The sequence below is a fragment of the Streptomyces sp. NPDC047022 genome (assembly GCF_040644155.1).
Classification (GTDB): domain Bacteria; phylum Actinomycetota; class Actinomycetes; order Streptomycetales; family Streptomycetaceae; genus Streptomyces.
This window is the reverse complement of the sequence record NZ_JBEYVV010000020.1, coordinates 87608-101291: the sequence shown is the minus strand read 5'-3', so window position 1 is coordinate 101291 and position 13684 is coordinate 87608. Positions and strand designations below refer to the sequence as shown.

Below are 13684 nucleotides of genomic sequence, written 5' to 3'. Positions count from 1 at the left end.
ATCCGACAGTCGGCGGTTCATTCGAACACGGGCTCAAAACCGCTGTACATACCGCACAATCGGTATCGGTATCCGTGTATCCGTGTGTACGTATCCGGGGTTCGGAAGTATTGGAGGAGGGCATATACGTACGTCGATACGTAATGCCGGAACCAGCCATTCCGCATTGACACTTCACAGGATTCGGGGACACTGTGGTCGCCGGGCGTGGATGATGGGGGGCCGCATGGTGACAGCCACGACCGCGGAGACGGGGGTCGACCACCTGCCGCACCGCGAACGCGAATTGGACGCGCTGGAAACAGCCTTGATGAGACTGGCCGCGGGGCGTCCTTCGGTGCTGCTGCTCAGCGGGCCCCGAGGTGTCGGCAGGACCGCGCTGCTGCACGCCATGACGGTCCGCGCCGCCGAACTGGCCGTACCGCTGCGTGCCCGGTGCCACGCGTACGAGCAGGATTTCCCCTATGGTGTGGTCCGGCAGCTTTTCGATCCCTTCACACACCGGTCGGCGCAGCAGGGAACGCCGCTCGTGGAATTCTCCGAGCAGTTAGCGGAAGCCGTTCCCGTCAGTGGTGAAAGCGCGCCCGGGGGGTCCGGGGGCCGGCACGCGGTACTCGACGAGCTGTTCCACGCGGCCCGCGACCTCAGCAGCCGCCGTCCCGTGCTCCTCGCCATCGACGACCTCCACCTCGCCGACCCGCAGTCTCTGCACTGGTGTACGTATCTGGCGCGGCGGCTCGACGGGCTGCCGGTCCTGATGATCGCCACGGTCGACTCGGACGCGGGCCACCAGGTCGCCGCCGAACTCGGCGCCCTGGCACATACCACCGTGCTCGTCCCCGAGCCGCTGTGCGACAGCTGCACCAGCGACCGGCTCGCCGACGGGCTCGGCGCACCGGTCGACACGGAGCTCGCCGCCCTGTGCCACGCGGTCTCCCAGGGCAACCCGCTGATCCTCGCCGAGCTGACGGCACGGCTCGCCGCGGGCCGGATCTCGCCGGGAGCGCCCGACCCGGAGACCGTCCGGCAGATCGTGGCCGCCACCCTCGCCGACACCGCGCTGACCTGGCTGCGGGAGCGCCACGCCACCGCCTTCGACCTGCTCACCGCCATGGCGGTGCTGGGTCCTGAGGTTCCGTCCGCCCACGCCGCCATGCTGGCGGGCCAGGGCGACCTGATCGCGGACGAGGCACGGGCCGTGCTGGTCCGTACCGGTCTGGTCGAGCCGGAACCACCCGGAGGTCTGTGCCACGACCTCGTACGCAGCGCCGTACTGGCCGGCACCGAGGCCGGCACCCTGGTCACCCTGCACGAGCGGGCCGGTGAGCTGATGGTCAGGCTCGGTGCGCCCGCCACCCGCGCGGCGGAGCACCTGCTGAGCTCCGGCTCGACCGGACTGGACTGGGCCCTCCCGGCGCTCCGTGCCGCGGCCAGGGACGCCGCGGAGAGCGGCTCCTGGGACGTCGCCGCACGCTACCTGCGGCGCGGTCTGACCGAACCGGCCCCGGAAGAGGCGGTGCGGCAGATGACCGTCCAGCTCGGCGCGGTCGAGCTGCATCGTGACCTCCCGGCCGCGACCCGTTGTCTGGCGGCCACGGCAGCGGCCACGTCCGACCCCGTGGAGCGTGCGCGCGCCCTGATGCCCTTCACCGGGCCCGTGCTGGCGCTCGCCTCCATGGCGGCGTCGGAACCCTTCGCCGAAACGGCGGCGGCGCTCGCCGCGCTCCCGGAGCCTCCGAGGGAACCGCTGCTCGCCGTCAGCGCGCAGGCCGCCCTGGCCGGGCACCGCGCGGGGCTGCGCCGCGCGGTCCGGGCCCTCGCCCACGGCCCGGCCGACCCGGCGGCCCAGGCGTTCCTCGGCACACTGGCCGTCATGACGGCGGCCGGAGGCCGGTCGCACCGCCGGGCGGTACGGCTGGCGGTGCGCTGTGTCCGCTCGGCGTCCGCCGCGGAGGCGGGTTCCGGGGTCCTGGGCGCGGCGATGGCACTGGCCTGGTGCGGACGGCTCGACGAGGCCGCCCTCTGGGCCGCACGCGCGGTCCGCTCGGCGGAGCGCTGGAACCGTCCCGGCGAACTCGCGCTGGCCCTGCTGGCCCGCGCCGACATCGCCGTACGGCGGGGGCATCTGACCGCCGCCGAGGAGGACGCGCGCACCGCGCGTCAGCTGACCGAGCACCGGGTCAACGCCCCCGGGCTGCACGCCGCCGCGGCGGCGCTGCTGCTGCGGCTCGCGCTGCGCCGCGGGGACGCCTGCGCACCGCGGCAGGAGCTGCCGGAGCCGCCCGCCGACTCGCATCCGCTGCTGCGCGGTCTGGTGCTGGAGGCGTCCGGTCTGGCGGCCATGGCGCGGGGCGACCACAACGAGGCGCTGCGGCTCTTCCTGGAGTGCGGCCACCAGTTGGCGGCACGCGGCATCGCCAATCCGGCCTGCGTCCCGTGGCGGGCCCACGCCGCGCAGGCCTACCAGGCGATGGGTGAGCCCGGGGCCGCCCGGACCATCGCCACGGAGCCCGCTCCGGGAACGGCGCCGCATCCCCCGGCGGGCGACCACGTACCGCCGATCGGCCGCACCGCCGCCGTGCCGGTCCGGCTGACGCCGAGCGAACGCCGGGTCACGGAGCTGGTGTTGCAGGGGCTCAGCAATCTGGAAGCGGCCGAACGCCTGTGCCTGAGCAAGCGCACGGTCGACACCCACCTGGGCCGGATCTACCGCAAGCTGGCCATCAAGGGACGACCGGAACTGGCGGCGGCGGTCAAGGCGTTGTGACGGCTGTCAGGGTCCCGTGACGGCAGCCGGGCAAGGGGCGGCGGCCATAGCGCTGTGCCCTCCGTCAAGTCGCTGTGACGGAGGGCAGGGCATGTGATGGCCATCGCGCCGTGACGGCCATCAGGGGCATGCGATGGCGGGGCAGTGACGGCCGTCAGGGCGTTGTGACGGCGGTCAGGGCGTTGCGACGGCCGTCAGGGCGAACTCCGCGCCCCAAGGGTCCCGGAGCAGGACCGCTCCGGGACCGCTCCCGGGGTCGCCCGGGGTGGCGGGGGCGGTGGCCCCCAGGGCGCGGGAACGTGCGAGCGCGTCGGTCCCGGCCCCGAAGTGCGGGAGCCAGTACGGCTGTTCGCCGCTCCCGGCGCGGGTGAGCCAGGCAAGTCGCGTTCCGTCCAGATCCAGCGAGAGGCGGGATCCCTCCCCGCTGACGGAGCAGCCGAACAGCTCCCCGTAGAACCGCTCGGCCCGTTCGGGCCAGGGGGTGCGCAGCTCGAAGTCGCAGACCGCGCCCTCCTCGTCGCCGAGCACCACACCCTCGTCGTGGTGCCCTTCCCAGATGCCGACCGGTGCGCCGTCGGGGTCCACGGCGAGGCACAGCCGTCCGTCGGCCCCCGCCGGGACCGGGCCCATCACGATCCGGCCGCCGAGTTCGCGGATCCTGGCCGAGGTCGCGTCGATGTCCTTGGCGGCCAGGTAGACGGTCCATCGTGCGACGGGCGGCAGGCCGGGCGGTGTCGCACCCAGCCCTGCGATGATCTCCCCGCCGAGCCGGGCCAGTTGGAACCCGGGCCCCTCCGTGGTGTACTCCCAGCCGAACAGCTCCGTGTAGAACCGCCCGGTCCCGGTCAGGTCGGGAGTGATGCAGTCGACCCAGCAGGGGCTGCCGGGCCGGTAGCCGGTGCGTCGGGGCATCCGTCGTCCTTCTTTCGCGAGCGTTCGGCGTCGTTCTTCCGCGTGAGTTCGGTGTCGATGAGCCCGGCCGCCTCCTCCGCACCGTTCGCCGAGGAGATCTCCAGCTGGTAGCGGGGTGCGGCGGAGAAGGCGGTGTCCGCCTCCCTCGGCCACACATGAGGAGTGAACTCCGTGGGGGCCATCCGGACCGCGTCGTCCACGGCGCCGCACAGCCGTACCAAGGACGGCAGGGCGATCCGCGCGTCGACCGGCACCACATCGCCCAGTGATTCGGGCCGGACGAGGAGCATCTCCCCGCCCAGAGGCGAGGGGACCGTGCGCAGGCTCTCCTCGGACAGCCCGGCGGTGCGCATCCGGCGGGCCGCCCGGCCTCTGGCCTCCAACGGCAGCAGGCAGGGCACCACTTGCTCCTCGGCCAGGTCGAACACGAGCAGTTGTCCGGAGACGAAGCGCCAGGAGCGCTGCGCCAGGGCGGAGGCCACGCTCAGTGTCTCCGAATAGGGGCCGCCCACCAGGGCCACCGTCGAGGAGTTCTTCGCGAGGACGACCGCCCGCATGAGCGCGTACCGCTCACCCAGCGCGGCGAACGGCGGGAGGGGCGGTGGCATGGTGCCCCAGCCCCGGAAGGTGCGGCGGAGCAGCGGTGTGCCGTCGTCGTGACGGACCAGGAATTCCTTCTCCGCGGGCGTGCCGCCGTCCGGCTGCCGTCGCGTCGGGACGGTGAACTCGACACGCATCGAGGCCATGGACGCGGAACCGGTGTCACGTGTCACATGCGGTCCGAAAAGGAAGGCGATCTCCGAATGATCCGACGAGGCGACCTCGACCTCGATCTCGGAAAACCGCAGGACTATGTCCCCCTTGACGTTCATACCCTATCCCGGTTCCGGACCGCGGCATGCCGACATGCCGACATGGCAAAAGGCAAAGCGCCAGTCAAAAGGATGAAAAATCATGCAAAATGAACCGTGCTGCGTGGAGGGGGGTCAGTTCACCCTCGTCGCACGGGCGGGAAGACTGCGCCGGGTAAGCCGGTCGCGCAGGTCGAGCAGTTCCGCCCGTTACCCGGAAGTGCGCGTGCAGACATCGAAAAGCCCCGTTTTGGCAGGCGGGGATCCTGTTTATTCGGATGCACCCACATGAGTGAAGATCATTTTCGTTGTCCGTGCGCCGACTGTCAAGCCCTGAATTCCTCGCCCGGCACGGAGCGGATATCCGTGTGCCGGACGCGAATTCGGCCCCTCGGACGCGCCGCGGTGTCTCCTCCGGTACCGCTGAATCCAGCGGCGCGCCGGACGGTCGGGACGGGCCTGGAGGTGTGTGTGATCTTACTTCTGTCCGTGAGCCGAGCCGGGGGCCGATCACGCGCGAGCCGGTGGCCCAACGGCCGCTCAGGACGGGGCGAGGCCGTACTCGCGCATCCAGATGTCCGTTTCCAGGAACGGGATCAGCAGGTGCGCGGTGCTGGCATGGGTCATCGTCGGACCTTGTCCGGTCATCAGTTCGTTCACCTTCTCCCTGTCCAGCAGGCCGGCCAGGGGAGAGGTCCGGTCGTCGAGCAGAGTGCGCACGGCGCTGTGAACGGCGGCGTCATGAGCGGGGTCGTGCATCGCCGGGTACGCCGACTTCGGCCGCAGCAGAATCTCTTCCGGCAGCAGGTCGGCGACCGCCATGCGCAGCAGGCTCTTCTCCCGGCCGTCGGCGATCTTCATCGACCAGGGAACGTTCCAGACGTACTCCAGCAACCGGTGGTCGCAGAACGGGACACGGACCTCCAGCCCCACCGCCATGCTCATGCGGTCCTTGCGGTCCAGCAGCATCGCGAGCGGCCCCTGGAGACTGAGGAACAGCACCTCGCGCATGCGCGCGCCGATGCCGTCCTCGCCGTCCAGCCTCGGCACCCAGGCCCGCAGCGTGGCGTAGCGATCGGCTTCCAGTTCGGCCGGCCGCAACGCCTGCCGGAGGTCCGGCGCCAGGCAGTCCGCGAGCCGGGGTGCGTTCCCGGCCCAGGGGAACGTCTCGCGCCACACGGTGGCAGGGTCGTGGAACCAGGGGTAACCGCCGAACACCTCGTCGGCCGCCTCGCCGGACAGGGCCACCGTCGAACGCTCGCGCAGGGCGGCGAACATCAGATACATCGAGGTGTCGAACTGCCCGAGACCCGGCAGGTCGCGGGCCCGGCGGGTGAACGGCGCGGCAGCGGCCACCTCGCCCGGGTCCAGCACGACCTCGACATGGTCGGTTCCGAGATGCTTGGCCGCCAGCTCCGCGTACGGCGCGTCCCGTTCGGGCCGGAGCGTTGTGGGCCGGAAGTCGCTCTCCTCACCGCTGAACCGCACGGAGTAGGTGACCAGCGGGCCGTTCCCCGTCCGGGCCAGGGCACGGGACGCCAGTGCGGCCATCGCGCTGGAGTCGAGACCGCCGGACAGCATCGCCGCCCTGGGCACGTCGGCGACGAGCTGCCGCTCGACGATGTCCTCCAGCAGGTCGCGCACGCTCCGTACGGTGCTCTTCAGATCCTCCGTGTGCTCCCGGCTGACCAGCCGCCAGTACGGGTACTCGTGATGGCCCCGGCGGTCTATTCGCACCACGTGGCCCGGCTTGACCTCGAACAGACCGCTGATGGGCGTCTCGCCGGCCAGGGCGAGCCTCGGGTTCAGCAGGATGGGCAGTGCCTGGGCCGACAGGGTGGCGGTGAAGCCCGGGTTGGCAAGAATGCCCTTCGGCTCCGAGGCGAACAGCACACCCTCGCGCTGCGGCGCGTAATAGAGCGGCTTGACGCCCAGGCGGTCACGGGCGAGGACCAGCTCTTCCCGTACCGAGTCCCAGACGGCGAAGGCGAACATCCCGTTCAGCCGCTCGACGCATGCGGCACCCCATTCGAGGTACGCGCGCAGCAGCACCTCGGTGTCCGACCTGGTGGTGAAGCTGTGCCCCCGGCCCGCCAACTCGGCACGCAGTTCGCGGAAGTTGTACACCTCGCCCGCGTACACCAGCACCACGGGGGAACGATGAGGGCCCACCTCCGCCTTCATCGGCTGCACACCACCGGCCACATCGATGACAGCCAGCCGCCGGTGGCCCAGCCCCACGTGCTGCGACAACCATGTGCCGCGGTCGTCGGGTCCGCGGTCGCGCAGTGAGTCGGTCATCGCGTCGAGAACGGCCCGCTGCCCGCGCAGGTCCCTGGCGAAGTCGAGCCAGCCGGCAAAACCGCACATCAGTCGTTCCTTTCCCGGACGGGATCGCAGCGCAGCCGCGCCACCGACTCTTCGAACAAGGACATGTCGCCCGCGAAGACTCCGTCGCGTCGTGGACAAGCCACCACCACGTCGGTGAAGCCCAGCCCGGCGCACCGCTCGACCAGGTCGCGCAACCGCCCGGGCGACCCGTACGGGTCCTTCACCACCCGGCTGAGATTGACCAGTTTGCGAAGCTCCTTGGGTGACCTGCCCACCTGCTCGCACGCCGAAGTCAGCCGGGAGAGCTGACGCCGCAGCGTGTCGATGGCCTCGGCCTCGGACTGCTCGCCCGGGGAGCCGGCATCCCCGATGGTGATCCACATCTGTGCGAACCCGGCGGCCAGGCGCATCCCTCGCGGACCGGTAGCCGCGACGGCGAGCGGAAGCCTCGGCGACTGCAGGCTTCCGGGGACCATCATGACGTCACGAGCCGAGAAGTACCGGCCGGTGAAGGTGGTCGTCGGCCCGCGCAGCAGCCGGTCCACCAGCGACACGAACTCCTCGAACCGCGCGGCTCGTTCGGCCGGGGTCAGGTCCGGACCGCCCAGTGCGGTGCTGTCCCGTCCGGCCGCTCCTGCGCCCAGGCCGAGCACGAACCGCCCACCGCTCAGATGATCCAGGGTCATCGCCTGCCTGGCCGTCAGGACCGGATGGCGGAAGTTCGGCGAGACGACCAGGGTGCCGAGTCCGATGTGGCTGGTGACGGCCGCGGCGGCGGTCAGCGTCGTCAGCGCGTCGAACCACGGCCGGTCGGGCGGGATCCGCCAGGACAGGTGGTCCAGGGTCCAGGCGTGGTCGAAGCCGAGCTCCTCGACCTTGCGCCACACCTCGATCCCGTTCCGCCCAGGGTGTTCGGGGAGCACCAGGGCGCCGAGTCGTACCCGGTCGCCCATTACGCCGTGTCTCCCTGGCCGTCGGCGAGTGCGCCGACGAGAGGGTCCCCGTCGTCGTGCTGTCGTCGCTGGTCACGCAGGGCCCAACGGCTCGCCCAGATCGTGCCGGCCCCGCCGGCGAGGTAGAGCGCGGCGAGCACGAACCAGCCCACCACACCCCACTCGACCAGCAGCACCGCCATGAGGCCGGGGGAGAAGGTCAGCGCCGCCGCCTGCCCGGTCGAGAACACTCCCTGGTACTCGCCGTGCGCGTCGTCCGGTGTCAGGGCCACCGAGAGACCGAAACCACTGCTGACGAAGCACAGTTCACCGACCAGATGCACCGAGGCCGCGACGATCAGCAGCACGAACACCATCGCACCTGCGCCGTGGTAGGTGCAGGCGAAGGCGGCACACGAGACCGCCAGCAGCACGCCCGACCACAGCCCGAGACGCGCCGAGGCCGGCACCGTCGTCGCCGACCGGCTGACCCGGTTCTGGAACAGGACGATCGCCACCGCGTTGTACCCCATGAGCACGCCCATGACCCACAGCGGGGCCCTGGTGTGGTTGGTGATCCACAGCGGCACTCCGGAGTCGAGCATTCCCCAGCTCAGGGCCAGCACCCCGTTGAACAAGGTGATCAGCAGAAACGGGCGATCGCGCAGCACCATGACCGGCCGGCTGGCCTGACGGTCCCGCAGCGACTCCACGTGGGGCACCCGGAGCAGCAACAGCGCACAGCCGATGGTTGCCGATCCGTAGATCAGAATCAGCCCGAGATAGCCCTTGGCGTCGTCCAGAGACAGGACGTACGCGCCCGCGAGCGCGCCCACGACGATGCCGCCCTGTGTCATCGCGCGGTTGGTCGAGATGCTCTCCATCCGGTCGTCGCCACTGGTCAGGCCGGAGATCACCGCGATGCGAATGCCCGGGGTGGCGCGATCGGCGGCGATCATCACGCAGGTCACCAGCACGACCGCCCAGAACCCGCGCACGACCGTGTAGGAGAGAATCGCCGCTCCCTGCACCATTCCGAGCACGACGAGCGTCTCGCGCGTGCCGATCCGGTCCGAGAGATAGCCGAGCGGCCCTCCCACGATCATGCCCGTGACGCCCGCGGCGGTGATGCCGACGGCGAACTCGGTCGTGGACAGCCCGACCTGGTGCAGAAAGAACAATGCCCAGCAGGTGAACCAAGCGCCCTTGCCCAATGACAGTACGAGCGAGGCCAGGTAGACCGGTCCGACCGGCCTGCGCCACCATGCGGTGGTCGTCCAGTCCGGACGCCGTGACCATCGGGCCCCGGCCGAGCGGGGGCTCAACGCGGCACCAGCCTTCGTACCGCGGCACTGAAGCGGGCCGCGTGCTCGGCCAGCCCGGGTTCCACACGCGGAGGGACGGGCAGGTCCTCGTCGGTGAGGACACAATGGATGAACGTGGGCGCCGAGCACATGCCGATCGCCGCACGCAGCGCAGCCGCGAGCTCGGCGGCGTCGGCGATCCGCTCCACCCGCGGGTAGCCGCATCCCCGTGCCAGCATCGCGAAATCGGTCCTGCCGGAGGGTACGTACTGGCCACCGGTCGAGGCGTACTTGCCGTCATCGAGCAGGAGGTGCACGAGCGGCAGCGAATCCAGCGCTCCCACACAGACCAGACCGGCGGGATTCATCAGCAGGCTGCCGTCGCCGTCCACCACGATGCTCGGACGCCCGGTCTGCTGGGCGATCCCGGTTCCGACCGAGGAGGCCAGCCCCATGGACCCGGTCATATAGAAGTGGTTCGGACGCTCCGCGAGCCCCTGGGCGATCCGGCACGCGTATCCGGTGGTGAAGACGATCGGCTCGTCGGTGGTGGCCTCGATGAGGGCGCGGATCGCAGTCGTCTTGTTCACGGCCGCCATCCGAACGCCGTGGGAGGAACCAGGAGTGCCGCCTGCCGGCCCCGCTGGACGACGACATCGCGCGCCCACGCCATCTGGCCAGCAAGGCTCGCCCCGGAGTCAAGGACCGCGGTTTCGACGCCGAGTTCCTTCAGCAGCGGCTCGGTGAGCCGGCCCATCACCTGGTTCTCCTGCGTCGAATCAGGGTCCACCCCGCGCAGACTCACGATCAGCAGCATCCCGAGCCGGTAGGGCACTACCAGGGAGGCGAGGGCGTTGACCGACTGACCCAGCCCCGAGTTCTGCATCAGTACGGCCGGACATCGTCCGGCCAGCGCCGCGCCGGCCGCCATGCCCACCGCGTTGTCCTCCCGGACCACCAGGTTCAGTCCGGCCCGCTCTTCGATCGCCGTGAAGAGCGGCGCCAGAATCCCGCACGGTGTGCCGTAGAACGGTCCGAACCCATGGCCGACCAGCTCATCCGACAGCTCACCGGCCAAGTCCACTACAGACGCCTGCATAGTAGTTGCCCCCATTTCGAACAGGTCAGGATTCGGCCAGGAATTCATCGAGATCGATCGCCGACACTCGGTGGACGCCCGGGCCGTCGGCGCGGATGTCGGACCGGACCGGACGTGTGCTGTCGAAGAAGTGCGTGGCGGTGATCCGGTCGGAGTCGTCGACCGTGAGCATGGGTGTCGCGACGAGGAAGTCGCGCACCGCCGGAGTGTCCCTGCCCACCCGCAGATAGGCCCGCCGGTCGCGGAAGTGATCCACCGGGTGCGTGATCGTCGGGTGCAGTCGGCGCTTGAACTGGAACACTCCCTTGCCGGGAAACGGATCCCCGCCCGAGAAGTTGACGCGGGTCACCCCGTGCGCGGCGGCCCACTCCATGGTGAGGTAGTACACCGCCTTGACGGCTCCGCTGCGGTAGTGCTCCTCGGCGCCGTCGAGCACGCCGAGCAGCCGCATCCACAACGTCGCGCCGCCGTCCTCCAGCCTGATGAGGACCCCTGCCACGCGCTGGTCGCCCTCCCGGACGAACAGCACGAACCCATGCCGGAACAACGCGTGCAGCGCGACGTCCCAGTCGGTGCTGCGGGTCTCCTCACCATGCCGGGTCGCCATGGTCGGCAGGTGCATCCGCTCGTAGAAGAACTCGAGGTCCTGCAGCCGGGTGCCGATCTCGGTGGTCCACTCGCGGCGGCGGCGCAGGTTCGCGAACTGGCGCCGTTCATTGCCGGAAACGCAGCGGTACACGTTCTCCGCATCGATGTCGAGCAGCATGTTGATGCGGAAGGGCAGCAGCACCGAACGACTCGGCGGAAGCCGACGTGCCCGCTGACGCGCGCAGCCGATCACCAGGATGTCGGCCTCGGGCCGGCGGGCGGCCCGGAGCGTCTGCTGCCAGGTGGGCCGCCGCTGGTCCCTGGCGGACACCGTCCCGGTCTTCCCGGACACCTGATCCCGCAGGTAGGGCAGGATGTAGGTCATTCCCTCGGGAATGCCCTGGTATGCCAGCGAGAGCTGGCCGCCCGCCGAGGTGAGGACATGGTGGGCGAAGCGCCGACCGGGCAGGTTCGCCCACCGGGCGCGCAGTTCCGCCCAGCCGCCGCTGCCCGACGTCCACTGGTATCGCGCCTTTGCCGAGACGGACTTGACGTCCATCAACATCGCCCCGCGCTCGCCGCGGCGAAGACGGCCTGCCGCAGTTGCCCGGCGTCCGCGACGCGGCGCAGCCGTGGATCCGGGATCGCGCTGAAGTCCTGGACGGAGTAGGAGCCCGACGCGTGGACCACGACCTCGTCCGCGTCGAGGAGGCCCCGGTCGATGCCGTTGAGGACGCCGGTCAGCGCCATGACCAGCGACCACTCACGCAGCCCGCGCGGATCGGCCGGCAGGCCGACGCCCGCGCCGCCGAGCAGCGCGCGGATCTGGCCGTACCGGTCGAGGCACTCGTGAAGCGAGACCACCACACCGCCGCCGCCGTGGCCGCGGATGAGTTCGTTCATCGCGGGCGACGTCGCCGGCGAGCGGGTGTAGAAGGTCGCTTCCAGGTTCTCCTCGGTGTCGAAGGTCGTGCCGGGGTATCGCGGATCCTCTTCCTGGTGGTACAGCCCGGTCGCCAGGTCGAAGCGGTACTTCGGCACCTCCATGTCGTAGAGGCTGAGGACCATGTCCGGCGTGGCCATGTGCTGCACGAGGAAGTACTGGGGCCCGGACCGCGACTCCGGCAGCATGGAGGTCCCGAAGTGGTGGCCCAGCAGGCCGAACGCGCTCGACACCGAGTGGGCGTGCGCCCGCGTGACGCCCGGAGCCTGCGGCAGCCGCGCCCGCTCGGCGAACGCGCGGACCGCGTCGGCACATTGGTAGTTGAGCAGGTCCAGGGTGTGCCACAACCGGAACCCGGTGCGGGCCGCCACCTCTTCCGCGCTCTCCTCGACGACCTGCCTGGCGAGTCGCTTGACGCTCGGCCCGCCCGGCGCGAGCACACACATGGGATTGCGCTCGGCCAGCTCCGCGTTCTCGCTCAGAGCGGAAGACCAGAGCTTCGGCCGGGCCTCCTGAGGGACCACGGTGGCTATCCGCAGCTTGTCAGGGGTGCTGAGCCCGTGCCGGTACGCGCGCAGCACCGCGTCCCGCAGAGCGGTGGCCTTGTTCGCCGAGGACGGGGTCACGATCAGCACCGGCTCGCCGCTCCGCTCGGTGTGCAGCACCGCCCGGGCGACGATCACGAGCGACGCCAGGGTCTTGACCGTACGGGTGTCCGGGTTGCTCATGAGATCGAGCAGCACGAGCCTCGTCCGGCCGACGGAGCCCAGCTCCGCGAAGCGCGGAGTGGCGACGGAGAAGAACTCGTTCAGCTCGGCCGAGCCTTGGGGCAACTCGAAGGGAGGGGTGAAATGGTCGGCAGGTGGCCGGATTCGCGCAGCCTGGTCGAGCGCCTGCCGCAACTGTTGTTCGTATCGGGAGAAAACGTATCCGTCCCGCACCGCACTGGTGTTGAACATGTTCTTTCGGTCGCCTTTTCCACCGAGGACAAGGGGGACACAAATGCTCGTCGGGCCGGCGATCCAGCCGCTGTCGAGCTCCTGACATGCTTGGTTTCCAACGGGCCGATGGCCGATCAGGACGCCGCTTCGAGGTGCCCGGCGCCGGCCCGACCAGGAGCGGGCCGGCACCGCTCGAGGCCCGGGGCAGTGCTCCGGGCCCAGGCGGGTACGGTCACAGACGCTCGCGCAGCAGGTCGGCCAGTCGCTTGGGCTGGGAGATCATCGGCGAGTGGCCTCCCGGGAAGTCCACGACCTCGCGCGTGCGCCGGGACATGGTGCGCTGGCCCGGGGTAGGCACCGAACGGTCGTCGGTGGTGACGATGTAGGTGCTCGGGATGGTGCGCCAGGCGGTGGCGCTGATCTCCTGGCCGAACGAGGCCGCGGACTGGGACACCAGGCGGGACTCCGCGTCCGCGGCGGCGGCGCTGTCGCAGTCGCTGTAGAAGAGCCGGCTGCCCCAGCCGGGGGCGACGCTGAGCAGACCCTGGTTGAAGTTGATCCAGGGGGCGTTGCCGCCGCCGGTCAGCACGCGCATGGACTCGCCGACGTCCGGCAGGAAGGCGCTGAGGTAGATCAGCTGCGTGACGCTGTCCAGTCCGTCGGCGGCCTCGGTGATCACCATGCCGCCGTACGAGTGGCCGAGCAGCACGACCGGCCCCGCGATGTCCTGCACCACATCGCGCAGGAACTCGACGTCGCTGTGCAGGTCGCCGATGGTCGCGGCATCGGTGCCGCGGCTGGTCAGGTCGACGGCGCGGTGGGCGATACCGCGCTCGCGCAGAGCCGGTTCCAGGGCCTCCCAGCACCATGCGCCGTGCCAGGCGCCGTGGACCAGGACGAGGGTGGGTTCGGTGTTCATACGGTCTCCAGGCAGATGAGAGAGCGGGCGGGGGGGGGGGGGGGGGCGGGGGGGGCCCCCCCGGGGGGGGGGGGGGTGGGGGCCGGGGCGCCGCCCG

The 13684-nt window shown here is 70.6% G+C and carries 11 protein-coding genes; 1 reads left to right on the top strand and 10 read right to left on the bottom strand.

Going from position 1 to position 13684, the window contains the following annotated elements:
* Positions 1–226: 226 nt before the first annotated feature.
* Complete coding sequence (locus ABZ845_RS21170) at positions 227–2767, top strand: AAA family ATPase (protein WP_360981878.1); 2541 nt, start codon at positions 227–229, stop codon at positions 2765–2767.
* A gap of 174 nt (positions 2768–2941) precedes the next feature.
* Here the strand turns inward: ABZ845_RS21170 and ABZ845_RS21165 are convergent, their stop codons facing one another.
* The 10 genes from ABZ845_RS21165 to ABZ845_RS21120 form a co-directional block, all read right to left on the bottom strand.
* Positions 2942–3679, bottom strand: coding sequence for a VOC family protein (locus tag ABZ845_RS21165; RefSeq protein ID WP_360981876.1), 738 nt, complete (start codon positions 3677–3679; stop codon positions 2942–2944).
* Complete coding sequence (locus ABZ845_RS21160) at positions 3613–4551, bottom strand: hypothetical protein (protein WP_360981874.1); 939 nt, start codon at positions 4549–4551, stop codon at positions 3613–3615. The genes ABZ845_RS21165 and ABZ845_RS21160 overlap by 67 nt, the downstream gene beginning before the upstream one ends.
* 519 nt (positions 4552–5070) lie before the next feature.
* A complete protein-coding gene (gene asnB / locus ABZ845_RS21155; protein WP_360981872.1) occupies positions 5071–6900 on the bottom strand; it encodes an asparagine synthase (glutamine-hydrolyzing) in 1830 nt (609 codons plus the stop codon).
* Positions 6900–7814, bottom strand: a complete 915-nt coding sequence (locus ABZ845_RS21150; protein ID WP_360981870.1) for an LLM class flavin-dependent oxidoreductase — start codon at positions 7812–7814, stop codon at positions 6900–6902. The genes asnB and ABZ845_RS21150 overlap by 1 nt, the downstream gene beginning before the upstream one ends.
* Complete coding sequence (locus ABZ845_RS21145) at positions 7814–9118, bottom strand: MFS transporter (protein WP_360981868.1); 1305 nt, start codon at positions 9116–9118, stop codon at positions 7814–7816. The genes ABZ845_RS21150 and ABZ845_RS21145 overlap by 1 nt, the downstream gene beginning before the upstream one ends.
* A complete protein-coding gene (locus tag ABZ845_RS21140) occupies positions 9115–9687 on the bottom strand; it encodes a thiamine pyrophosphate-dependent enzyme (protein WP_360981866.1) in 573 nt (190 codons plus the stop codon). Before ABZ845_RS21140 ends, ABZ845_RS21145 begins: the two co-directional genes overlap by 4 nt.
* Positions 9684–10196 (bottom strand): thiamine pyrophosphate-binding protein, encoded by a 513-nt coding sequence (locus ABZ845_RS21135; RefSeq protein WP_360981864.1) that lies wholly within the window; start codon positions 10194–10196, stop codon positions 9684–9686. The genes ABZ845_RS21140 and ABZ845_RS21135 overlap by 4 nt, the downstream gene beginning before the upstream one ends.
* 25 nt (positions 10197–10221) lie before the next feature.
* Positions 10222–11343 (bottom strand): GNAT family N-acetyltransferase, encoded by a 1122-nt coding sequence (locus ABZ845_RS21130; protein ID WP_360981862.1) that lies wholly within the window; start codon positions 11341–11343, stop codon positions 10222–10224.
* Complete coding sequence (locus ABZ845_RS21125; protein ID WP_360981860.1) at positions 11343–12686, bottom strand: DUF6002 family protein; 1344 nt, start codon at positions 12684–12686, stop codon at positions 11343–11345. Before ABZ845_RS21125 ends, ABZ845_RS21130 begins: the two co-directional genes overlap by 1 nt.
* 214 nt (positions 12687–12900) lie before the next feature.
* On the bottom strand, positions 12901–13587 hold the full coding sequence (locus tag ABZ845_RS21120) for an alpha/beta hydrolase (RefSeq protein WP_360981858.1): 687 nt from the start codon (positions 13585–13587) through the stop codon (positions 12901–12903).
* Between the last annotated feature and the right edge of the window lie 97 nt (positions 13588–13684).